Origin of the sequence: Paracoccus sp. KR1-242, assembly GCF_049446195.1 — a bacterium.
GTDB classification, from domain to species: Bacteria; Pseudomonadota; Alphaproteobacteria; order Rhodobacterales; family Rhodobacteraceae; genus Paracoccus; species Paracoccus broussonetiae.
In genome coordinates this window covers 437431-458201 of record NZ_JBMSED010000001.1, presented here as the reverse complement: position 1 = coordinate 458201, position 20771 = coordinate 437431, and the positions used below count along the sequence as shown (strand labels likewise).

At 66.9% G+C, this 20771-nt stretch carries 21 protein-coding genes; 15 read left to right on the top strand and 6 right to left on the bottom strand.

Annotated elements, in window-relative coordinates; translation table 11 throughout:
• The first annotated feature begins 7 nt into the window (after window positions 1-7).
• From ACO2Q4_RS02235 to ACO2Q4_RS02190, 10 genes are all read left to right on the top strand, one after another.
• A complete protein-coding gene (locus tag ACO2Q4_RS02235) occupies window positions 8-613 on the top strand; it encodes a type II CAAX prenyl endopeptidase Rce1 family protein (RefSeq protein WP_423317035.1) in 606 nt (201 codons plus the stop codon).
• Between the two features lie 46 nt (window positions 614-659).
• Window positions 660-1214: a NifU family protein gene (locus ACO2Q4_RS02230; RefSeq protein WP_311760615.1), complete on the top strand. Its 555-nt coding sequence runs from the start codon at window positions 660-662 to the stop codon at window positions 1212-1214.
• Complete coding sequence (gene tsaB, locus ACO2Q4_RS02225) at window positions 1207-1800, top strand: tRNA (adenosine(37)-N6)-threonylcarbamoyltransferase complex dimerization subunit type 1 TsaB (RefSeq protein ID WP_311760616.1); 594 nt, start codon at window positions 1207-1209, stop codon at window positions 1798-1800. The genes ACO2Q4_RS02230 and tsaB overlap by 8 nt, the downstream gene beginning before the upstream one ends.
• Complete coding sequence (gene rimI, locus ACO2Q4_RS02220) at window positions 1797-2198, top strand: ribosomal protein S18-alanine N-acetyltransferase (protein WP_423317033.1); 402 nt, start codon at window positions 1797-1799, stop codon at window positions 2196-2198. Before tsaB ends, rimI begins: the two co-directional genes overlap by 4 nt.
• 95 nt (window positions 2199-2293) lie before the next feature.
• Window positions 2294-3280 (top strand): BMP family lipoprotein, encoded by a 987-nt coding sequence (locus tag ACO2Q4_RS02215; RefSeq protein ID WP_311760618.1) that lies wholly within the window; start codon window positions 2294-2296, stop codon window positions 3278-3280.
• Window positions 3280-4905, top strand: coding sequence for an ABC transporter ATP-binding protein (locus tag ACO2Q4_RS02210; RefSeq protein ID WP_423317030.1), 1626 nt, complete (start codon window positions 3280-3282; stop codon window positions 4903-4905). The genes ACO2Q4_RS02215 and ACO2Q4_RS02210 overlap by 1 nt, the downstream gene beginning before the upstream one ends.
• A 67-nt stretch (window positions 4906-4972) precedes the next feature.
• Window positions 4973-6070 carry an ABC transporter permease gene (locus ACO2Q4_RS02205; protein ID WP_423317028.1) on the top strand — a complete coding sequence of 366 codons (1098 nt, stop codon included), beginning with the start codon at window positions 4973-4975 and terminating at the stop codon, window positions 6068-6070.
• On the top strand, window positions 6070-6705 hold the full coding sequence (locus ACO2Q4_RS02200; RefSeq protein WP_311760621.1) for a LysE family translocator: 636 nt from the start codon (window positions 6070-6072) through the stop codon (window positions 6703-6705). The genes ACO2Q4_RS02205 and ACO2Q4_RS02200 overlap by 1 nt, the downstream gene beginning before the upstream one ends.
• The gene (locus ACO2Q4_RS02195; RefSeq protein WP_311760622.1) at window positions 6705-7670 is read left to right on the top strand and encodes an ABC transporter permease; all 966 of its coding nucleotides are present in this window, start codon (window positions 6705-6707) and stop codon (window positions 7668-7670) included. Before ACO2Q4_RS02200 ends, ACO2Q4_RS02195 begins: the two co-directional genes overlap by 1 nt.
• On the top strand, window positions 7654-8451 hold the full coding sequence (locus ACO2Q4_RS02190) for a purine-nucleoside phosphorylase (RefSeq protein ID WP_423317025.1): 798 nt from the start codon (window positions 7654-7656) through the stop codon (window positions 8449-8451). Before ACO2Q4_RS02195 ends, ACO2Q4_RS02190 begins: the two co-directional genes overlap by 17 nt.
• Here ACO2Q4_RS02190 and mnmH read toward each other — a convergent pair.
• Together mnmH and ACO2Q4_RS02180 are read right to left on the bottom strand one after the other, a co-directional pair.
• Complete coding sequence (gene mnmH, locus ACO2Q4_RS02185; protein WP_423317023.1) at window positions 8428-9480, bottom strand: tRNA 2-selenouridine(34) synthase MnmH; 1053 nt, start codon at window positions 9478-9480, stop codon at window positions 8428-8430. The two genes, ACO2Q4_RS02190 and mnmH, sit on opposite strands and share 24 nt — an antisense overlap.
• The gene (locus tag ACO2Q4_RS02180) at window positions 9481-10062 is read right to left on the bottom strand and encodes a L,D-transpeptidase (RefSeq protein WP_311760625.1); all 582 of its coding nucleotides are present in this window, start codon (window positions 10060-10062) and stop codon (window positions 9481-9483) included.
• A 394-nt stretch (window positions 10063-10456) separates the two neighbouring features.
• Here ACO2Q4_RS02180 and ACO2Q4_RS02175 point away from each other — a divergent pair, with 394 nt between their 5' ends.
• Window positions 10457-12904: a heavy metal translocating P-type ATPase gene (locus ACO2Q4_RS02175; RefSeq protein ID WP_423317021.1), complete on the top strand. Its 2448-nt coding sequence runs from the start codon at window positions 10457-10459 to the stop codon at window positions 12902-12904.
• Window positions 12901-13560 (top strand): GDSL-type esterase/lipase family protein, encoded by a 660-nt coding sequence (locus ACO2Q4_RS02170; RefSeq protein WP_423317020.1) that lies wholly within the window; start codon window positions 12901-12903, stop codon window positions 13558-13560. The genes ACO2Q4_RS02175 and ACO2Q4_RS02170 overlap by 4 nt, the downstream gene beginning before the upstream one ends.
• A gap of 126 nt (window positions 13561-13686) precedes the next feature.
• Here the strand turns inward: ACO2Q4_RS02170 and rpmB are convergent, their stop codons facing one another.
• A complete protein-coding gene (gene rpmB / locus ACO2Q4_RS02165; RefSeq protein WP_311760695.1) occupies window positions 13687-13962 on the bottom strand; it encodes a 50S ribosomal protein L28 in 276 nt (91 codons plus the stop codon).
• Window positions 13963-14187: 225 nt separating this feature from the next.
• A complete protein-coding gene (gene meaB, locus ACO2Q4_RS02160) occupies window positions 14188-15165 on the bottom strand; it encodes a methylmalonyl Co-A mutase-associated GTPase MeaB (RefSeq protein WP_423317019.1) in 978 nt (325 codons plus the stop codon).
• A 126-nt stretch (window positions 15166-15291) separates the two neighbouring features.
• On the opposite strand from meaB, the gene ACO2Q4_RS02155 reads away from it, so the two are divergent.
• The 3 genes from ACO2Q4_RS02155 to ACO2Q4_RS02145 all read left to right on the top strand — a co-directional run bounded on the left by ACO2Q4_RS02155 (window position 15292) and on the right by ACO2Q4_RS02145 (window position 17923).
• Window positions 15292-15684, top strand: coding sequence for a SoxS protein (locus tag ACO2Q4_RS02155; RefSeq protein WP_423317017.1), 393 nt, complete (start codon window positions 15292-15294; stop codon window positions 15682-15684).
• Between the two features lie 66 nt (window positions 15685-15750).
• Window positions 15751-17043 carry a serine--tRNA ligase gene (gene serS / locus ACO2Q4_RS02150; RefSeq protein ID WP_311760631.1) on the top strand — a complete coding sequence of 431 codons (1293 nt, stop codon included), beginning with the start codon at window positions 15751-15753 and terminating at the stop codon, window positions 17041-17043.
• A 67-nt stretch (window positions 17044-17110) separates the two neighbouring features.
• On the top strand, window positions 17111-17923 hold the full coding sequence (locus ACO2Q4_RS02145; protein ID WP_423317015.1) for a hypothetical protein: 813 nt from the start codon (window positions 17111-17113) through the stop codon (window positions 17921-17923).
• Window positions 17924-17929: 6 nt separating this feature from the next.
• On the opposite strand, the gene der is transcribed toward ACO2Q4_RS02145, so the two are convergent.
• Both der and ACO2Q4_RS02135 read right to left on the bottom strand, forming a co-directional pair.
• Window positions 17930-19402, bottom strand: a complete 1473-nt coding sequence (der, locus tag ACO2Q4_RS02140; protein ID WP_311760633.1) for a ribosome biogenesis GTPase Der — start codon at window positions 19400-19402, stop codon at window positions 17930-17932.
• On the bottom strand, window positions 19399-20721 hold the full coding sequence (locus ACO2Q4_RS02135; RefSeq protein WP_423317012.1) for a PQQ-binding-like beta-propeller repeat protein: 1323 nt from the start codon (window positions 20719-20721) through the stop codon (window positions 19399-19401). Before ACO2Q4_RS02135 ends, der begins: the two co-directional genes overlap by 4 nt.
• Window positions 20722-20771: the final 50 nt, after the last annotated feature.

Sequence of the window (20771 nt, the reverse complement as noted above, 5' to 3'; positions counted from 1 at the left end):
TCGCGGGATGGCCTTGTCCGCCCTGGTTGCGATTCCGGGGCTGGCGGCGTTGTTCCATCTGCTGGCCCGAAGTGGGCTGAGGCCGCTGGACGCCTGCCTTCTGGGGCTTTCCGCCTATTGGCTGCTGCTCGTGATCGGCCTTGGCCGGGGCGGCTGGTCGCTTCGCCTGCGGGTGCCGCCCATCTCCGTCGCGCTGGCCTGCCTGCTGCCGGCACTGTTGCTGGCAGCTTTGGCCCTACCCGCCTTGTCCCGCCTCTCGCCTCATGTATTGGCGGTGGTCGCGCTGGCAGCGGCCCTGAACGGCACGCTGGAGGAAGCATTCTGGCGCGGCGCGCTGGTCCGGCGCCTTGGGCCCGGTGATCGCGGCAAGGCGGTGGTGCCGGTCCTGCTGTTCGCGCTGTGGCATCTTGCGCCGGCGACGGCGCTAGCGAAGCTCGACATGCCGGGGGGCGCGGCAGGCATGATCCTGGGCGCGGCGCTTCTGGGCGCGCTGGCCATGGCCGCGCGGCTGGGATCAGGCAGCGCGGGTTTTCCGGCGCTGTGCCATGTGCTGGTCAACCTAGCGACCTTTGGCATCCTTGCCGCGACCAACGGTCGACCCGCTTTGCCTTGACTTGTGCCCCCCTCAATCCCCATATCGCGCGCAAAGGAGCACGCCCATGTTCATCCAGACCGAAACCACCCCGAACCCCGCCACGCTGAAGTTCCTGCCGGGCGAAACCGTTCTGGGCACCGGCACTGCCGACTTCCCCGAGGCCGAGGCTGCGGCGGGCAGTCCGCTGGCACGCCGCATCTTCGCCGTTCCGGGCGTCGCCGGCGTTTTTCTCGGATCGGACTTCGTGACCGTGACCAAGGTCGACGGCGTGGTCTGGGACCACCTGAAGCCTTCGGTCCTGGGCGCGATCATGGAGCATTTCCAGTCCGGCGCCCCCGTCGTCGAAACCGGTGCCACCGGCGGCCATAACGATCAGGATGGCCCCGACGCCGAGATCGTGACCCAGATCAAGGAACTGCTGGATACCCGCGTGCGCCCCGCCGTGGCACAGGATGGTGGCGACATCACCTTCCACGGCTTCGATCGCGGCGTCGTCTATCTGCACATGCAGGGCGCCTGTGCGGGTTGCCCCTCGTCCACGCTGACGCTGAAGATGGGGATCGAGAACCTGCTGCGCCATTACATCCCGGAAGTGACCGAGGTCAGGCCCGTTGGCTGAGCCTCTGTCCCTGGGCTTCGACACATCGGCCGCGCATTGCGCGGCCGCTTTGCTGTCGGGCGACACCGTACTGACCCAACGTCATGAAGAGATGTCACGCGGACAGGCCGAGCGGCTGTTCCCGCTGCTGACCGAGATTCTGGCCGAGGCGGGCGCGGACTGGCGCGACCTGTCGGTTCTGGGCGTCGGCACCGGTCCGGGCAATTTTACCGGGATCCGCATCGCGGTCGCCGCCGCGCGGGGGCTGTCGCTGTCGCTGCGCATCCCCGCCATCGGCGTCAGCCTGACCGAGGCCGCGGCGCTGGACCTGCCCCGGCCTTGCCGCGTTGCCGTGCCCGCCCGCGGGGGCGACGTGATCTGGCAGGACTTCGGCGCGGATGCGCTGTCCGGACCGGAACAGGGCGCGATCCATGCGCTGCCGCCGGGGCCACCGCTTCTTGCCCCGCGCTATCCGCTGGCGGTTGCCATCGCCCGCATCGCGCTGACACGTCGCGACGTGCCGGACCAGCCCCGTCCCGCCCCGATCTATCTGCGCCCGGCCGATGCTGCGCCTGCGCGCGACCGTGGTCCCGTCATCCTGTCATGACTGCGAACGCCCTTGCCGACCTGCACCTGCGCTGCTTCGGCACGCATCCCCGCCCCTGGTCCGCGGCCGAGATCGAGGACCTGCTGGACAGCCGCCTGAATTTCCTGATCTCTCGCCCGGCGGGATTCCTGATCGGGCGCACCGTCGTGGACGAGGCCGAGCTGCTGACCGTCGCCGTCTCGCCCGACGCCCGACGCCAGGGCATCGCGCGCGCGCTTCTGGCCGAATTTCGCGAAACCTCGCGCCAGCGGGGTGCAGTCGAGGCCTTTCTTGAGGTCGCCTCGGACAACACCGCCGCGCAGGCTCTGTACCTTGCGGATGGCTGGCGCGAGGTCGGAACCCGCCGGAATTACTATGCCTCTGGCCTTGATGCGATCCTGATGCGTCGCGTGCTTTAGCCGCATAGAAGGCGGTTGACGCAAATACGCCCATGCCCCCTAATCCATTTCACCGCCGGGCGGAGTCGCCCGCATAACAGGTTGAGGTTCGACAAATGTCCTTGATGAAATCCCTGCTGGCGGGCGCCAGTCTTTCGCTGATGCCGGTGCTCGCGATGGCCGACCCCGCGCTGATCTTCGACCTGGGCGGCAAGTTCGACAAGTCCTTCAACGAGGCGGCTTATCAAGGGGCCGAGCGTTGGAAGGCCGAGACCGGCGGCACCTACAAGGAACTCGAGATGCAGTCCGAGGCGCAGCGCGAACAGGCGCTTCGCCGTCTGGCCGAGACCGGCGCCAACCCGATCGTCATGACCGGCTTCGCCTTTGGCGAGGTGCTGAACAAGGTGGCACCGGACTATCCCGACACCAAGTTCGCGATCATCGACATGGTGGTGGAACAGCCGAACGTGGAATCCGTCGTCTTCGCCGAGGAGCAGGGGTCGTATCTTGCAGGCGTGATGGCCGCCAAGGCGTCGAAATCGGGCACGGTCGGCTTCATCGGCGGCATGGACATCCCGCTGATCCACAAGTTCGAATGCGGCTATGCCCAGGGCTTCAAGGCGACCAATCCCGAAGGCAAGCTGATCATCAACTATACCGGCACAACCCCGGCGGCGTGGAACGACCCGGTGAAAGGTGGCGAGCTGGTCAAGGCGCAAGTCTCGCAAGGCGCGGACGTCATCTATGCAGCGGCAGGTGGCACCGGAATCGGCGTCCTGCAGGCAGCGGCGGATGCGGGCATCCTGTCCGTCGGCGTCGACAGCAACCAGAACCACCTGCATCCGGGTCAGGTCCTGACATCGATGGTCAAGGGCGTCGACAACTCGGTCTACGACATCTTCAAGGCCGGCCCCGCGGCCGAGTCGGGCATCAAGGTCATGGACCTGGCGTCGGGCGGGGTCTCAGTCGCGATCGACGACAACAACAAGGCGCTGGTCACGCCCGAAATGCAGACCGCCATCGATGCCGCCGCCAAGGGCATCACCGGGGGTGAGATCAAGGTCCATGACTACATGGCCGACAACACTTGCCCGGTGCAGTAATGACCGCGCCGCGCGGCGTCGCGGACGAGTCCCCCGCAATCGAATTGCGGGGGATCTCGAAGGCGTTCGGTCCGGTGCAGGCCAACAAGTCGATCGACCTTAGCGTCGCGCGCGGCACGATCCACGGGATCATCGGCGAGAACGGGGCCGGAAAGTCGACCTTGATGTCGATCCTTTACGGCTTCTATCGCCCTGATTCCGGCGAAATCCTGATCGGCGGCAAGCCGGTCGTCATCACCGACAGCCAGACCGCGATCCGCTCGGGCATCGGCATGGTGTTCCAACATTTCAAGCTGGTGCAGAATTTCACCGTGCTGGAGAACGTCATCCTTGGCGCCGAGGACGGGGGCCTGCTGCGCCCCTCGCTTTCCCGCGCGCGGGGCGAATTGAAGCGGCTCGCCAGCGAATATGAATTGCAGGTCGATCCCGACGCCCCGGTCGAGGATCTGTCCGTCGGCCACCAGCAGCGGGTCGAGATCCTGAAGGCGCTTTACCGCCAGGCTGACATCCTGATCCTGGACGAACCGACCGGCGTGCTGACTCCGGCCGAGGCCGATCACCTGTTCCGCATCCTTCGCGGCCTTCGGGACGAGGGCAAGACGATCATCCTGATCACCCACAAGCTGCGCGAGATCATGGAGATCACCGACACCGTCTCGGTCATGCGGCGGGGTGAGATGGTGGCATCGGTCAGGACGGCCGAGACCAGCTCGACCGAACTGGCCGAGCTGATGGTCGGGCGCAAGGTTCTGCTGCGCGTCGAAAAGACACCCGCATCCCCCGGCGCACCGGTGCTTGAGGTTCGCGGCCTTTCGATGACCGATGCCAGCGGTGTCGTCCGGCTGCGCGGGGTCGATCTGGACATCCGTGCGGGCGAGATTCTGGGCATCGCGGGCGTCGCCGGTAACGGCCAGACGCAGTTGCTGGAGATTCTGGCCGGCTATCCCGAACCCGGCGCCGCGCTGGACGGAGTGGTCCGGCTGAAGGGCCAGCCGCTGCCGCTTAGCGGCTCGGACGCCGGTGCGCGACGCGAGGCAGGCATCGGCCATGTCCCCGAGGACCGTCAGGTCGAAGGACTCATCATGGACTTCGCCGCCTGGGAAAACGTCGCCTTCGGCTATCACGATGCGCCCGAATTCAACCGGGGCATGCTGATGGACCATGCCGCGATCCGTGCGGATGCCGCAGGCAAGATCGAACGCTATGACGTGCGCCCGCCAAATCCGGAACTGGCGGCGAAGAACTTCTCCGGCGGCAATCAGCAGAAGATCGTCGTCGCCCGCGAGGTCGAGCGCAATCCCGAACTTCTGCTGATCGGCCAGCCCACGCGCGGCGTGGATATCGGCGCGATCGAATTCATCCACAAGCGCATCGTCGCGCTGCGCGATGCCGGCAAGGCCGTTCTGCTGGTCTCGGTCGAGCTGGACGAGATCATGGCCCTGTCCGACCGCATCGCCGTCATGTTCGACGGCCGCATCATGGGCGAGCGCCTGCCCGACGCCGCGACCACAACCGATCTGGGCTGCCTGATGGCCGGGATCGATCCGGCGACCGTCTCGTCCCCCGCCGAGGCGATGCCGCCCGCCTCTGCGCCGGGAACCGACCAGCCGGGAGCCACGGGATGATACGCCGCTGGCCCCTTGCACGGGCGATCGAAGAACAGACAAGCCAGCCGGGCACGAGGAACTGCTGATGGAGCGAATGCCGAAATGGGCGGATGTGATCCTGACGCCGCTGATCTCGCTGGTGCTGGCCTTCGCGATCTCGGCCCTGGTGATCCTGGCGATCGGGGAAAGCCCGGTCGAGGCGCTGAAGGTCATGGTCGAAGGCGCGTTGGGGTCCAGCTATGGCTGGGGCTTCACGCTGTATTACACGACGAACTTCATCTTCACCGGCCTTGCGGTCATGGTCGCCTATCACGCCGGGCTGTTCAATATCGGCGGCGAGGGACAGGCCGCGATGGGCGGGCTTGGCGTCGCCTTGGTCCTGCTGGCGGTGCCGTGGCCGCATTGGGCGCTGGCCCTGCCCGCGGCGATGATCGGCGGTGCGGCCTTCGGCGCGTTGTGGGCGCTGATCCCGGCCTGGTTGCAGGCCAAACGCGGCAGCCACATCGTCATCACGACGATCATGTTCAACTTCATCGCGGCCGCGTTGCTGAACTATGTGCTGGTGAACCTGTTGCGCCCCGTCGGCAGCATGGATCCCGCCTCGGCCAGTTTCGCGGCGCCGACGCATCTGCCCAAGATCTCGGACATGGCGTTGGCCTTTGGCATCGAATGGGGCAAGAACACCCCCGCCAATGTCAGCTTCTTCGTGGCCCTCGTGGCCTGCCTGCTGGTCTGGCTGCTCATCTGGCGCTCGCGCCTGGGGTTTGAGGTCCGCGCCTTCGGCAAGTCCGAGCGCGGCGCGATCTATGCCGGCATCTCGCCGGTCAGGATCACGGTCATCGCGATGCTGATCTCGGGTGCGCTGGCCGGACTGATGGCGGTCAACAACGTCATGGGCGAGGCCGAGCGGCTGGTCCTGAACGCGGTCGAGGGCGCCGGTTTCATCGGCATCGCGGTCGCGCTGATGGGACGCAACCACCCGCTGGGCGTGCTGCTGGCGGCGTTTCTGTTCGGGTTCCTGTATCAGGGCGGGGGCGAGCTTGCGCTATGGACCAGCATCCCGCGCGAGCTGATCGTCGTCATCCAGGCATTGGTCATCCTGTTCACCGGCGCATTGGACAACATGGTGCGGATGCCGCTGGAACGCCTGTTCGCGGCCCGCCGTCGCAAGAAGGACGCCTGATGGACTGGCTGACCCCGTTTCTGCCCGCATTCATTGCAGCCTATTCGGTCCAGATGGTCGGCGTCATGTCCCCCGGCCCGGCCGTGGCCCTGTTGCTTGGCATCGGGGCCCAGCAGGGTCGTGCAGCGGCGCTGATGACCGCTTTCGGGATTGCTTGCGGGGCGGGCCTGCTCGCGCTGGCGACCAGCCTTGGCCTTGGGATCCTGATGCAGGAAGTTGCCTGGGCAGGGACTGTACTGCGCCTGTTGGGCGCAGCCTATCTGGCATGGCTGGCCTGGAAGGCGATGAAAAAGGCCATCGTACCGCCGCAGGTGCAAGTCGCACAGGTGCAGCGCCAACCGCTTGCGCGGCTGTTCGCGACCGGGCTGACGTTGCAGATCACCAATATCAAGGCGCTGGTTTTCTGGATGGCCGCGGTCAGCGTCGGTCCGGCGCAGGGCGCACCGCTGCCGGTGCTGTTGATCTTTGCGCTTGGCGGGATGGTCCTGTCGCTGGCGGGCCATGCCACGTGGGCCATGATCCTGTCCTCACGCCCGGTGCGCCACGCCTATGATCGCGCCCGGCGCTGGGTGGAAGGCACGCTTGGGGTCTTTCTGGGCGTCATGGCCTTTCGCATGGCAATGGAGCGTCGCTGATGGATTTTCCGACTATCATCCAGATCCTCGACAGCGCGGTCCGGCTGATGACGCCCCTGCTGCTGGCTTGCCTTGCCGGGCTTTATTCCGAACGCGCGGGCGTCTTCGACATCGGGCTTGAGGGCAAGATGCTGATGGCGGCCTTTACCGCCGCCTCGGTCGCCTATGCCACGGGGAACGCCTGGATCGGCTTGCTGGCGGGAATCGCCGGGGCACTGGCGCTGTCGCTGATTCACGGGCTTGCCTCGATCACGTTCCGGGGCAACCAGCTGATTTCGGGCGTCGCGATCAACTTTCTGGCTTCGGGGATGACGGTGCTGCTGGGGCAGAAGATCTTCGGCCTTGGCGGGCGCACCCCCTCGCTTGAAGGGGCGGCCCGCTTTACCGAGATCACCCTGCCCTTTGCAGACGCGCTGCGCCCGGTCCCGGTGATCGGCCCGATCTATGCCGAGCTTATTTCGGGCCACACGATCCTCGTCTATGTCGCCTTCGCATTGGTGCCGCTGACCTGGTGGGTGCTTTACCGCACGCGCTTCGGGCTGCGTCTGCGCGCGGTCGGGGAAAACCCCGCCTCGGTCGATACCGCCGGCGTTTCGGTCACGCGGCTGCGCTATGCCGCTGTCATGATCTGCGGTGTACTGTGCGGCATTGCCGGGGCCTATCTGGCGACGGGGATCTCGGCCGGTTTCGTCAAGGAGATGACGGCAGGGCGCGGATTCATCGCGCTGGCCGCGCTGATCTTCGCAAAGTGGCGACCGTGGAGCGCGCTGGGGGCAACCTTCCTGTTCGGCCTGCTTGAAGCGCTGGCGAACCGCTTTCCCGACCTTGACCTGGGGATCATCACCGTGCCCTCGATGTTCATGAGCGCGCTGCCCTATATCCTGACCGTCATCATCCTGGCAGGCTTCGTCGGCCGCGCCATCCCGCCCCGCGCCGGAGGTGAACCCTATGTCAAAGAGCGCTGACATTGCCCGTCTGGTGCGGGACCGCGCCGGAAATCAGGCGCCGGAATACGCGCTGATCCTGGGCTCTGGCCTGGGCCATTTGGCGGCAACAGTCGAAGGGGTGGCGATCCCCTATTCCGACCTGCCCGGCTTTCCCCATGCCGGGGTTTCGGGCCATGTGCCGCAGCTGGTCGTCGGAACGCTTGAGGGGCGGCGCGTCGCCGTGCTGGGCGGACGCGCGCATTACTATGAATCAGGGCGCGCCGATGTCATGCGCCTGCCGCTGGAGGTGCTGAAGGATCTGGGCTGCGAAAACCTTGTCCTGACCAATGCCGCCGGTTCTCTGCGCGACGACATGCCACCCGGCACGCTGATGCTGCTCAGCGACCATATCGCCTTTGCGGGAACGAATCCGCTGATCGGTGAGCCGACGGATGCGCGCTTCGTGCCACTGGGGGATGCCCATCACGCCGGGCTGCGCGCCGCGCTGAAGGCCGCTGCCACCGCCGAGGGCGTCGACCTGCCCGAGGGGGTCTATTGCTGGTTTTCGGGCCCCAGCTTCGAAACCCCGGCCGAGATCCGTGCCGCGCGGGTGCTGGGCGCGGATGCGGTCGGCATGTCCACCGTTCCCGAGATCATCCTTGGTCGCTTCCTGGGGCTGAACTGCACCGCCGTGTCGGTCATCACCAATATGGGCGCGGGGCTGTCGGATGAATCGATCAGCCATGAGCATACCAAGGCGATGGCGCCGCTGGGTGCGGCCAAGCTGGAAAAGGTCCTAAGGCGCTTCCTGCGCGGCTAGCGCGGCCTCGACCGCCGAGGTTGCGGCATCAAGGTCGCGCAGGTCGGCAATCGGCAGGACTCGGGTCCTGCCGTCGTCGTGGCGGCTGCGATGCTTGTCATAGCGCGGATCGTAATGGTCCCGCATCAGCCCTTCGGACAGGCCCGCCCAATCGGCAGCATCGACCATACGCAGCCATTCCTCGATCCGGTCCGAGGGATGCAGCGGCCGCAGGCTGTCGATGATCCGGGCCACGCCGACGGGATCGGCGCAGGCATCGGCATAGCTGCGGGCGGTATAAGCGGCGCGTTCGGTCACCGGGACCGCCAGCCGGATGCGCGGAGCCGTGGTGATCGCCTGCCAGATCCCGCGCGGCAGGTTGCGTTCGCCGATGCGCGAGCTTTCCCCCTCGACCACCACGGGCCGGGTCGGATCCAGGCGCTCCAGCGCAAGGGCAAGGCGGCCTTCAAAGCCTTTTTGGCTTGGCTGGCCACCCGGCATCCCGCCGAACAGGCTGCCGCGATGGTTCGCAAGCCCTTCCAGATCGATGACCTGATGTCCGCGCGCGGCCAATCGGTGCAGGATTTCAGTCTTGGCGCTGCCGGTATTGCCGTCCAGCACGATAACGGGCGTGGTCAGGGAAGCCGTGACCCGTTCGACCACCATCGCGCGCCAGGCCTTGTAGCCGCCCTCGATCCGGCCGACACGCCAGCCGATCTGGCCCAGGATCGTCGCGAAGGAACCCGAACGCTGCCCGCCGCGCCAGCAATAGACCAGCGGCCGCCAGGCACCATCATGCGCGGCAAGCGGGCCAGCGATATGGCGCGCGGCATTGGCCGCGACCAGCGCGCCGCCAATCTTGCGGGCATCGAACGGAGAGACCTGCTTGTAGATTGTACCGACCCGCGCGCGCTCCTCGTCGGAAAGGGCGGGCAGGTTGATCGCGCCGGGCAGGTGATCCTCGGCATATTCCAAGGGCGAGCGCGTATCGATGATGGTGTCGAACCCGGCCAGCGCCGGATCCGACAAGGATTTCAGACGGATGTCCAATTAATAGACATAGACCGGCGTGCCGGTCGGGATCTGTTCGTACAGATCCATCACCGCCTCGTTGCGCATCCGGATGCAACCGTTCGAAACGGCCCGGCCGATCGAGCCAGGCTCGGTCGTGCCGTGGATGCGGATCGAGGTGTCGTTGCCCCGCGCGTCGTAAAGATAAAGCGCGCGCGCGCCCAGCGGGTTGGTCGGGCCGCCCGGCATGCCGTCGGCCCATTTGCCGTACTGCTCGGGCTTGCGCTTGATCATCGCCGGGGTCGGACGCCAGCTGGGCCATTCGGTCTTGCGCCCGACGGTGGCGCGCCCGCGCCAGACCAGTTCGTCCTTGCCCACCGCGACGCCATAGCGCACGGCACGACCCGGAGCGATGACGTGGTAAAGGAAGAAATCCTTCGACACGACGATGATGCTTCCGACCTCGAAATCGGGGCGGATCGCCACTTCGGTCGGAGCATAGGGGTCGCGCTTGGCCACGGGTTTCGCGGCTGGAGCAGCGGGCAGGCCGTTCTGAGCCAGCGCCAGCGTGGGCGCCGCGATCAGCGGCAGGGAAAGCATCAGCATCTGACGGCGGTTCATTATCCTGTCCTGAGTTCCGGCTAGAGTTGACCCAGCCGGTAACGACTTGCCGGGGCGGGATCAACTCAAAGCGTCGTGACGCGCTTGATTCGCTGCCGGATCGTGCCTAGCTTGCATCGTGAAGGAGCTTTCAGCATGTGCTGCATGACCGCCATCGCCGCCAAGGCCCCGCGCCGCGCCATCGCGCGGGCAGAGCATCTGTGCCGCGGCCGGGGCGACCGTTCCTGCCGGTGTCATGTCGTCGCGCGCCCGCGCCTTGCCGTTGCGCGCCGCCTTCCCCCGATCCGGCTGCGGGTCGCCCTGCCTGCAATTCCGGGCCGTGCACCCCGACGACCACAGGCGCCTCCGCTTCCTGTCTGAACCGCGTTTCCGCAATTCAGACAGGACATGGATCATGAAAGACCACCACAATTCCACCGGGACCGAGGGCCGGCTGGCCCTTGCCGGGTTGCGCTGCGCCTCATGCGTGGGGCGGGCAGAGCGCGCCCTGAAGGCCACGCCGGGCGTCAGTGACGTCAGCGTCAACCTTGCCACCGGGCAGGCCCATTTCCGGCTGGACCGTCCCGAGGCGATGGCCGATGCCGTCGCGGCTCTGGCCGGGGCCGGCTATCCCGCCGCCGATGTCGATACCCGACTGTCAGTCGAGGGCATGAACTGCGCGTCGTGCGTGGGGCGGGTGGAAAAGGCGTTGACCGGTATTCCCGGTGTGGCCTCGGCCAGCGCGAACCTTGCCACGCGCGAGGCACTGGTGCGCCATTCCCCCGGCATTTCGCCGCAGGATCTCGCCACGGCCGTCAGCACGGCAGGCTACAAGGCCATCCCCCGCGCGCCCGGCATGCACCACCACGCCGCAGGCGCGCATGACCATGGCGACGATCCTGCCCGGATCGGGCGCGATTTCCTGATCGCGCTTGTGCTGACGCTGCCGGTCTTCCTGGCCGAGATGGGCGGGCACCTGATCCCCGCGCTGCATCATCGCCTTTACGCGCTTCTGGGCCAGCAAGGGCTGTGGTTCGTGGAGTTCGCCCTGACTTCGGTGGTGCTGGCCTGGCCGGGGCGCCAGTTCTTCCGGATCGGCCTGCCCGCCCTCATCCACCGCCGCCCCGAGATGAACAGCCTGGTCGCGCTTGGCGCCGGGGCCGCGTGGCTTTACTCGACCGTCGCGACCTTCCTGCCGGGCCTGCTGCCCGAATCCGCGCGCCATGTCTATTTCGAGGCGGCGGCGGTCATCGTCACGCTGATCCTGCTGGGTCGCTGGCTTGAGGCGCGCGCGCGCGGCCGTGCAAGCGCCGCCATCCGCCGTCTGGTCGAACTGGCCCCCGCCTCGGCCGAGGTCGAGCGTGATGGCGCGGTCGTGACCTTGCCGGTCGCGGATCTGGTCCCCGGCGACGTGTTGCGCCTGCGCCCCGGCGAACGCGTCGCACTGGACGGGGTGCTGGTCGAGGGCGAAGGTGCGGTCGACGAATCCATGCTGACGGGCGAGCCTCTGCCTGTCAGCAAGCGACCGGGCGATGCCCTGACCGGCGGCACGATGAACGGCACTTCGGCCCTGCGCTACCGCGTCACAGCGACGGGCGGGGACACCGTCCTTGCCCGCATCATCGCGCTGGTCGAACAGGCGCAATCGGCGAAACTGCCGGTGCAGGCCGTGGTCGACCGCGTCACCAATGTTTTCGTTCCGGTCGTCATCGGACTGGCGATCCTGTCCTTTGCGATCTGGATCGGCGTCACCGGCTCCGCCGGTCAGGCGCTGGTCGCTGCAATCTCGGTCCTGATCATCGCCTGCCCCTGCGCGATGGGGCTTGCGGTTCCCGTCTCGATCATGGTCGGCACCGGGCGCGGGGCCGAGCTTGGCATCCTGTTCCGCCGTGGCGACGCCTTGCAGCGGCTGGCAAGCGCGAAGGTGATCGGCTTCGACAAGACCGGCACCTTGACGCTGGGCAAGCCCGCCATGACCGCCATCGAGACCGCCGGAATTGATCGGGACCAGGCCCTGCGGCTGGCCGCGGCGGTCGAGGCGCGCTCGGAACATCCGCTGGCAGCCGCAATCGTGGCGGCCGCGACGGCGGACGGCATCGATCTGCCCAAGGCCACGGCCGTCAAGGCGACGGTGGGGCGCGGAATCGCGGCCGAGGTCGAGGGGCATGCACTGCTGATCGGCAATGCCGCCGCCCTGACCGAAGCCGGCATCGCGACCGATCCGGCCCTGATCGCTGCGGCGGATGTCTGGACCGCGACGGGCGCGACTCCCGTCCATCTGTCCATCGACGGCAGGCATAGGGCCTCTTTCGCGCTGTCGGACCCGATCCGGCCCGATGCGGTCGAGGCCGTGCGCGAACTTCATGATCTTGGGTTGCGGACCGCGATGATCACCGGTGACGTGCGCCGGACCGCCGAGGCGGTGGGCGGCAAGCTGGGCATCGACCACGTCATCGCGGGCGTCCTGCCCGACGGCAAGCTGAAGGCGGTCCATGATCTGGGCAAGGGCACGGTCTTTGTCGGCGACGGTATCAACGACGCCCCCGCTTTGGCCGCCGCGGATACCGGCATCGCCATCGGCACCGGCACCGATATCGCCATCGAATCGGCCGAGGTGGTGCTGACCGGAGGCGATCCAAAGGGCGTGCCGCGCGCCCTGCGGCTGTCGCGGGCGGTGATGGGCAATATCAGGCAGAACCTGTTCTGGGCCTTCGCCTATAACGCGGCCCTGATCCCGGTCGCGATGGGCATCCTTGTCCCCTTCGGTGGGCCGCAACTTTCACCTATGCTGGCCGCAGGCGCCATGGCACTGTCGTCGCTGTTTGTTGTTACCAATTCCCTGCGCCTGAAAGGATTCAGATGATACCTCGCGCGCTTTGTTTCAGTATCGCCCTGGCCGTCCTGCCGCTTGCGGCGGCCGCCGACCAGGTCCGGCTGCTTGCCATTGGCGACAGCCTGACCGCCGGATATGGCCTTGCCCCTAAAGAGGGGCTGGTTCCCCAGTTGCAGGGCTGGCTGAGAAAGCGCGGACATGACGTGCTGGTGCTGAATGCGGGGATTTCCGGCGACACGACCGAGGGCGGGGCAAAGCGCGTCACGGCCGAAATCAGGGCCAACCACCCGGATGCGGTCATCGTCGAGCTGGGCGGGAACGACCTTCTGATGGACCTGCCCCCGCGCATCCCCGAGGCCAATCTTGATTCGATCCTGACCCAGATCGACGCCGCCGGCCTGCCGGCGCTGCTGGTCGGGATCGGTCGCCCCGAACGGAACGAAAGGCTGCGCCGGTCCTGGGCCGAAATCTGGCCCCGGCTTGGCGCGCGCCACGGCGTTCTGGTGCATGACAATCTTTACGGCCCGCTTCTGCTGCTGCCGGAAAGCCAGCGCGCACATGTCCTTCAGGAGGATCACATCCACGCCTCGAAAGCGGGAGTCGCGATGATCGTCGAGGCACTGGGACCGCGCGTCGAGGCGCTGATCGCCGAGGTCGAGGCCAGCAAACTGGCCGTCGGCGGCTGACGGCGCCACCGGAACACCCAAACCACCGGCCCGTTCATATGACAAAGCCCCGCCTGTTCGGGCGGGGCATGGGTCGTCACCTCCGGCGGTCGCGAATCGGTCGACTACCGGAAGAAACCTTGCAGATCAGGCTTTGGCCAGCTCGCGCTTGATTTTCAGCGCGCGGTCCGAAAGCTCTTCGTCGCGGGATTTGGCGAGGAAGGCGTCCAGGCCACCGCGGTGATCGACCGAGCGCAGGGCAGCAGCCGAGATGCGCAGCTGGTAGCTGCGGCCGAGTTTGTCCGAGATCAGCGAGACCTCGTTCAGGTTCGGCAGAAACCGACGGCGGGTCTTGTTGTTGGCGTGGGAGACGTTGTTGCCGCTCATCGGGCCCTTGCCGGTCAGTTCGCAAACGCGCGACATGATCTTGTTCCTTCGATTCGTGTGAGCGGTTGCCCGCAATATGAAAGGGCGCCGCGTGGCAGCGCCCGGAAATCTGTCTGCGGGGAAATACGGGTTGAGCGGCCCCGCGTCAAGCCTTTTCACCAGCGTTTCCTGCCACTCTTGCGGCATCGGCCATGACGTCGCGGCGAATCCGGCGCATTTTTCGCGGATCGTCGCCATGCCCGGTGCTGGTGTTTCGCGGTGTCAGGCGAAGCGATTCGCGCTCCGAAGCTGCTCAAGCATCCATGTCGCGGCGCGATCGGGATCAAGCTGGCCCTGGGCCACGTCATCGCCCGTCTTGCGCAGGATGGCAATGATGTCGGGGCGTTCAAGCTGCGCAAGCAGGCCGGCGCGGATTTCGGCGTGAAACCATTGCCGCGCCTGTTCGGCCCGGCGCGCGTCGAAATGCCCGCTTTGCCGCCGCCACTCGGACAGGTGGCGCATATGGCCCCAGGCCTCGGTCAGCCCTTCTCCGGTCAGGGCCGAGACCGACAGCGCAAGGGGATACCCATCGGGGTCCTGCGGGCGATGGCGCAGCAGGCGCAGCGCGCCGGCGTAGTCGGATACCGTCCGCAGGGCCGTCGCGCGCAGGTCGCCATCGGCCTTGTTGACCAGCACCAGATCCGCGATCTCCATGATGCCGCGCTTGACGCCCTGCAACTCATCCCCGCCCGCGGGTGCAAGCAGCAGGACAAACAGGTCCGACATCTCGGCCACCAGCGTTTCCGACTGGCCGACGCCCACCGTCTCGATCAGGACGACATCGAATCCCGCCGCCTCGCACAGGCGGACCGTGGCGCGGGTGCGGCGCGCGACCCCGCCCAGTTCGGCGCGCGAGGGCGAAGGACGGATGAAGGCCAGCGGATCGCGGGTCAGCGTCTCCATCCGGGTCTTGTCGCCCAGGATCGAGCCGCCCGATCGCGCCGAACTGGGATCGACGGCCAGCACGGCAACCTTCAGTCCCTGCCCGGTCAGCATCTTGCCGAAGGTTTCGATGAAGCTGGACTTGCCGACACCCGGCGTCCCCGACAGCCCGATGCGCAGGGCCTGACGCTGCGGCAGTTCCGCCAGAAGCTGGACCGAACGGGCGCGGTGGTCGGCACGGGTGCTTTCGATCAGCGTGATCGCGCGGGACAGGGCGCGGCGGTCGCCCCGCAGCAGGGGATCGGTCAGTTCGTCCATTCAAGCCTCGGGCGCTGTGGCGAAAGCGATGCGGGAATGCCTGCCCGCCCTTTCGGGATATGGGCAGTCGAAAGCCATGTAAACGCTACGCTTGTCGGAGGCGGTCCTGCGCACTAGGTTTCCGCCATGAAACCGGATCCCAGCAAACCCAGCCGACGCAACATCATCGGCCTTGCCCTGGGCGCCAGCCTTGTCGCGCGCCAGGCCCTTGCAGGTCAGGCCGACCTGCAGCTTTTGATGGTGCGCCGCAAGGGCTGCGTCTATTGCGCGCAATGGGACAAGGAGATCGCGCCCGTCTATGCCCGCCACCCCGAAGGCCGGGCCGCCCCCCTGTTGATGGTCGATGTCGACGGCCCCTTTCCGGACGGACTGGCGCTGGCGCGGATGCCCTGGCTGACGCCGGGCTTCATCCTGCTTCTGGACGGGCAGGAAGTCACCCGTTTCGAGGGCTATCCCGGTGCCGACAAGTTCTTTCCCGTCCTCCATGACATGATCGCCGAGGCGCGCCGCTGGGGCTGAAGGCTTCCGCCCGGCCCATGCTTGCGCTATTGCATCCCGGTACACCATCCGAGGAACGGGCCAGACATGCACGACATCCGCGCCATTCGCGAAAACCCCGCAGCCTTTGACGCAGCCCTGAGCCTGCGCAACCTGTCGCCGGTTTCGTCCGAAATCCTGTCGCTGGATGCCGATCGCCGTTCCCGCATCAGCGCCGCCGAGGCCGCGCAGGCCGAACAGAACCGGGCCAGCAAGGAAGCCGGGGCCGCCAAGGGCCGCGGCGATGACGCCGAGTTCGACCGCCTGCGTGCCCTTGTCGCCGCGAAGAAGGAAGAAACCGCACGCCTTCAGGCCGATGCGACGGCGCTGGATGCGCGCCTGCGCGAATTGCTGCTGGGCATTCCGAACCTTCCGGTCGAGAGTGTTCCCCCCGGCAAGGATGAGGCCGACAATGTCGAAATCCGCCGCTGGGGAGATCCGCGCAATTTCGAGTTCACCCCGCGTGAGCATTTCGAGATCGAGGGCGTCAAGCCCGGCATGGATTTCGAAACCGCGGCCAAGCTGTCCGGCTCGCGCTTCGTGGTGCTGCAGCAGGGCGTCGCGCGCATCCACCGCGCGCTTGCCCAGTTCATGATCGACCTGCATTCGGAAGAACATGGCCTGACCGAAACGTGGACCCCGGTCCTCGTGCTGTCCGAGATGATGGAGGGCACCGGCCAGCTGCCGAAATTCGGCGAGGACAGCTATCAGACGCGCGAGGGTTACTGGCTGATCCCGACCTCGGAAGTCACGCTGACGAACACCGTCCATGGCGATCTGGTCGAACACGCGACCCTGCCCCGCCGCATGGTCGCGCACAGCCAGTGCTTCCGTTCAGAAGCGGGCAGCGCCGGGCGCGACACCGCCGGGATGCTGCGCCAACACCAGTTCGAGAAGGTCGAGATGGTCTCGATCACCGACCCTGAAAACGGGCTGGCAGAACATGCCCGCATGACCGGCTGTGCGCAGGCAGTTCTGGAACGTCTTGGCCTGCCCTATCGCACCATGGTGCTGTGCGGCGGCGACATGGGTTTCGGCGCGCGCATCACCCATGACCTTGAAGTCTGGCTTCCCGGTCAGGGCAAGTATCGCGAGATTTCCTCGGTCAGCTATTGCGGCGATTTCCAGGCGCGGCGGATGAACGCCCGCTATCGCCCGGAAGGTGGCGGAAAGCCGGAATTCGTCCATACGCTGAACGGCTCGGGTCTTGCCGTGGGCCGCACTCTGATCGCGGTGCTGGAAAACGGCCAGCAGGAAGATGGCTCGGTCGAGTTGCCCGCGGCGCTGCACCCCTATCTGGGCGGCAAGACACGGCTGGGTTCGGACGGGCGACTGGCCTGATCCTGCCTGCCCGGCAATAATTCGCGCCGGGCAGGAAACCGCGCCACGAGGCCGCGCGTTCGGCGGCATGAGGAAAGCCGGCGCAATCCTGCTGATTATTGCAAGCCTGGCTTTCGTGGCCAGCGGGCTTGGCTATGCGCTGCAGCCTGTCAGCCCGCCCGTTGCGGCCGCCCTTCCCAGCCCCCTTCGGTCCGATGCGGGGCTGGATGAATTGCTTGAGCCTCCCGCCGCGGCACCCGATCTGGCCACGCAGCTGCTGCGCCCGCGAATCCCGGCGATGGCGGCACTTCTGACGATCAGTTGGCTTGCCGTGCTTTATCATGCCTTGAGCCAGCTTGGGTGGCGTCCTCGGGGCACCCGGGCGGTCGAAGACGATGACGATCCCCCCCTGCCCCCCGCGGACGGCAAACAGGCCGAACATGGGCTGTTGGTCATCGGGCTTGTCGCAGGCGCCGTCTGGCCCTGGCTTCTGGCGGAACAACCGGGCGGCGCGTTCCTGCTGGGCGCGCTGATGGTCGCGGGGATCCTGGGCGAAGCTCTGGGCGGCGCGTATGCCGGGGCCGAGCCCAGCAACAGCACCTCGCTGAGTTTTGTCGCCGGATGGGCCACAATGGCGGGCTGCGCGCTTTTTGCGACCCTGCTGCAAACCCAGCTTGGCGCTCCGCCCCACGTGGCCGCGGTGCTGGGCATCACCATCGCGGCGCTTGCGACGGTCAGCATCCAGCTGCGGCTGGGGCGGACGATCAGCTATGGCATCGCGGTGATCTGGGGAATGATCGGCCTGGCGGCCGGATCGGTCGCGACCCAGGCCGCCCTGTCGATGATGGCCGTCCTGGGGATCGCCATCATCGCCGTGGCGATGGTCCGGGTCACGACCTGAAGGGAATCAGGTGCCCTTGGGCTTCTGCCGGACCTTGTGCTTGGACAGCGCGCCCGACTGATTGATCTTGTTCGCCTTGTCCCGATAGGGGTTCTTCGTTCCCTGATCGCGGAAGGTCAGGCGGATCGGCGTGCCCGGCATGTCGAAATCCGCCCTGAGGCCGTTGACCAGATAGCGCTGGTAGCTGTCGGGCAGCTTGTCGGTATGCGTGGCCATGACGACAAAGGCCGGAGGCCGCGTCTTGATCTGCGTCATATAGCGCAGACGGATGCGGCGGCCACCCGGCGCGGGCGGCGGATGGGCCTCGGTCATCGCCGACAACCACTGGTTCAGGCGGGCGGTCGGCACCCGGCGGTTCCAGACCTCATGCGCCTTCAGGATCGCGTTGTGCAGGCGGTCCAGCCCCTTGCCCGTCCGGGCCGAGACGGTGACCAGCGGCGCACCTTTCAGCTGCGGCAGCAGGCGTTCGAACGCCTCGCGCAGTTCATTCAGCTTTTGCGGCTTTTCTTCCTCGAGATCCCACTTGTTCGCCGCGATGACGACGGCGCGGCCCTCAGTCTCGGCGAAATCGGCGATGCGCAGGTCCTGCTGCTCGAACGGGATGCCCACGTCCAGAAGAACCACCACGACCTCGGCGAAGCGAACGGCACGCAGGCCGTCGGCGACCGACAGCTTTTCGACCTTGTCGGTCACGCGCGCCTTCTTGCGCATCCCGGCAGTGTCGAAGATGCGGATCGGGGTGCCCATGAAGTCGGTACTGACGCTGATCGAATCGCGGGTGATCCCCGCCTCTGGCCCGGTCAGAAGCCGATCCTCTCCCAGGATCTTGTTGATGAGGGTCGATTTCCCGGCATTCGGCCGGCCGATCACGGCGACCTGCAGGGGCTTCGCGGCACTTGGCCGCCAATCCTCGGCCTCGTCATCGTCGTCTTCGGACACGTCGACATCGGTTTCGGGGGCCTGTTGGATATTCTGGGCCTCGAAGACCTCGGCCAAAGGCAGCAGCGCGCGATACAGGTCGTCCATGCCCTCGCCATGTTCGGCGGACAGGCGCAACGGCTCACCTAGACCCAGGGCATAGGCCTCCATCGCGCCGGATTCGCCAGCGCGACCCTCGGCCTTGTTGGCGGCAAGGATCACATGCTTGGCCCGCTTGCGCAGGATCTCGGCGAAATACTCGTCCGCCGCAGTCACGCCGACGCGGGCGTCGATCACGAACAGGCAGACATCGGCCTCGTCCACGGCGCGCTCGGTCAGGCGGCGCATCCGGCCCTGAAGGCTGTCATCCTCGGCAATCTCAAGCCCTGCCGAGTCGACGACGATAAAGCGCAGGTCGCCCAGCCTGCCCTGCCCCTCGCGCAGATCGCGGGTCACGCCGGGCTGGTCATCGACCAGCGCCAGCCGTTTCCCGACGAGTCGGTTGAAAAGCGTGGACTTGCCGACATTCGGACGCCCGACGATGGCGAGGGTAAAGCTCATCTGTATGCAATCAACTGGCCGTCATTGCTGACGACGTAAAGGGTCTGGCCTGCGACAGCCGGTGCCGCCGCGGCGCCGCCCGGTATCTCGGACTGGCCGATCAGGGCACCCGTGGCAGGATCGAAGACGCGCAGATATCCGTCCGAGCCGGCAAGGTAAAGGCGATTCCCTGCCAGAACCGGTCCATAGTGATTCCACACCTTATCCTGCTTGCGCACGATCTGCTTGGTGAAATAGGGCAGCTTCTGCGCCCAGACCCTTCCGCCATTCGCGATGTCCAGCCGCAGAAGCTGCGCCTGGTCGTTCACCAGGAAGATCGAGTTGCCCGCGACGAGCACCGGGCTTGACGCGCCTTCCGGGGCTTCCCATTTGGCGACGCCGGTTGCCAGGTCATAGGCACCGACCCGGCCCGAGCTGGTCCCGGCAAAGACCGTATTCCCCGAGATGACCGGATCGCCCGTCATGTCGCGGAACAGCGTGATCGCGCGGCCAAGGCGCGAGCCGCCGACATTCGCCGCCCAGGTCTGGCTGCCATTGCTGGCATCGACGCCGATCAGCTGGCCCGTTGCATAGGGGAAGACCACCGTTCCGCCCGAGACAGCGGGCGAACCCCCGCCCATGACCCCGGCCATCGCGTCATTGCCCGCCACACGCCACAGCACCCGGCCATCGCTCGCGCGGACCGCCCAGCCCGAGGCATCGCGCCCGACGACATAGACGACGCCATTGGCCACGGTCGGCGCGCCACTGATCGGGGCATCGACGCGCTGGCGCCACAGGATACCGCCGCTGCGCGCATCCAGCGCCACTAGCTCGCCATAGCCGGTGGTGACAAAGACCCGCCCGCCGTCATAGGCGACGCCGCCGCCGGAAACGCTGACATCGCTTTCCGCCGCGGGACGCAGGTTCGAAGTCCAGGCACGACCGCCGCCCGTGGTGGTCGCGGTGACGCTGGACTGGCTGTCCAAAGTAAAGACCAGCCCGCCCGCCACCACCGGATCGGCGACGATGCGGTGGCGACGGTCCGACGGTGCGCCGATGGGGGATTGCCAGACCCGCGTGGTCCCGGCCCCCAGCGCCATGTTGCCCGAGGCATGGGTGGCGCTGCCCGCGCGCTGCGGCCAGTCGGAATTGCCGCGCACCGGCGGCAGGGACAGCGCAGAGGTGGTCGGACCGGGATTGCCCACGACGGCGGGGCCGTCGGGCGACAGCACCGCGCGCGGGTCCAGCCGCTCGCCCGGAAGGGCCTGGTCCCGCGGGGCGCAAGCCGTCAGGGCCGTCAGCCCCGCCAAAGCGGCGATCAGGGGCAACCTTGTCATCGCTGTCTCCTCATTGCGGCGATTCCGCCACGTCCTGGTATTGGTCTTCA

What these genes read in the sequence shown, in the direction of transcription:
- ACO2Q4_RS02175 (WP_423317021.1), top strand. Translation starts at nt 10,457, where the DNA reads ATGAAAGACCACCACAATTCCACCGGGACCGAGGGCCGGCTGGCCCTT.
- ACO2Q4_RS02195 (WP_311760622.1), top strand. Translation starts at nt 6,705, where the DNA reads ATGGATTTTCCGACTATCATCCAGATCCTCGACAGCGCGGTCCGGCTG.
- rimI (WP_423317033.1), top strand. Translation starts at nt 1,797, where the DNA reads ATGACTGCGAACGCCCTTGCCGACCTGCACCTGCGCTGCTTCGGCACG.
- ACO2Q4_RS02190 (WP_423317025.1), top strand. Translation starts at nt 7,654, where the DNA reads ATGTCAAAGAGCGCTGACATTGCCCGTCTGGTGCGGGACCGCGCCGGA.
- ACO2Q4_RS02200 (WP_311760621.1), top strand. Translation starts at nt 6,070, where the DNA reads ATGGACTGGCTGACCCCGTTTCTGCCCGCATTCATTGCAGCCTATTCG.
- ACO2Q4_RS02235 (WP_423317035.1), top strand. Translation starts at nt 8, where the DNA reads ATGGCCTTGTCCGCCCTGGTTGCGATTCCGGGGCTGGCGGCGTTGTTC.
- ACO2Q4_RS02210 (WP_423317030.1), top strand. Translation starts at nt 3,280, where the DNA reads ATGACCGCGCCGCGCGGCGTCGCGGACGAGTCCCCCGCAATCGAATTG.
- der (WP_311760633.1), bottom strand. Translation starts at nt 19,402, where the DNA reads ATGAGCTTTACCCTCGCCATCGTCGGGCGTCCGAATGTCGGCAAGTCC.
- ACO2Q4_RS02180 (WP_311760625.1), bottom strand. Translation starts at nt 10,062, where the DNA reads ATGAACCGCCGTCAGATGCTGATGCTTTCCCTGCCGCTGATCGCGGCG.
- ACO2Q4_RS02170 (WP_423317020.1), top strand. Translation starts at nt 12,901, where the DNA reads ATGATACCTCGCGCGCTTTGTTTCAGTATCGCCCTGGCCGTCCTGCCG.
- serS (WP_311760631.1), top strand. Translation starts at nt 15,751, where the DNA reads ATGCACGACATCCGCGCCATTCGCGAAAACCCCGCAGCCTTTGACGCA.
- ACO2Q4_RS02145 (WP_423317015.1), top strand. Translation starts at nt 17,111, where the DNA reads ATGAGGAAAGCCGGCGCAATCCTGCTGATTATTGCAAGCCTGGCTTTC.
- ACO2Q4_RS02135 (WP_423317012.1), bottom strand. Translation starts at nt 20,721, where the DNA reads ATGACAAGGTTGCCCCTGATCGCCGCTTTGGCGGGGCTGACGGCCCTG.
- ACO2Q4_RS02155 (WP_423317017.1), top strand. Translation starts at nt 15,292, where the DNA reads ATGAAACCGGATCCCAGCAAACCCAGCCGACGCAACATCATCGGCCTT.
- ACO2Q4_RS02205 (WP_423317028.1), top strand. Translation starts at nt 4,973, where the DNA reads ATGGAGCGAATGCCGAAATGGGCGGATGTGATCCTGACGCCGCTGATC.
- rpmB (WP_311760695.1), bottom strand. Translation starts at nt 13,962, where the DNA reads ATGTCGCGCGTTTGCGAACTGACCGGCAAGGGCCCGATGAGCGGCAAC.
- ACO2Q4_RS02215 (WP_311760618.1), top strand. Translation starts at nt 2,294, where the DNA reads ATGTCCTTGATGAAATCCCTGCTGGCGGGCGCCAGTCTTTCGCTGATG.
- ACO2Q4_RS02230 (WP_311760615.1), top strand. Translation starts at nt 660, where the DNA reads ATGTTCATCCAGACCGAAACCACCCCGAACCCCGCCACGCTGAAGTTC.
- meaB (WP_423317019.1), bottom strand. Translation starts at nt 15,165, where the DNA reads ATGGACGAACTGACCGATCCCCTGCTGCGGGGCGACCGCCGCGCCCTG.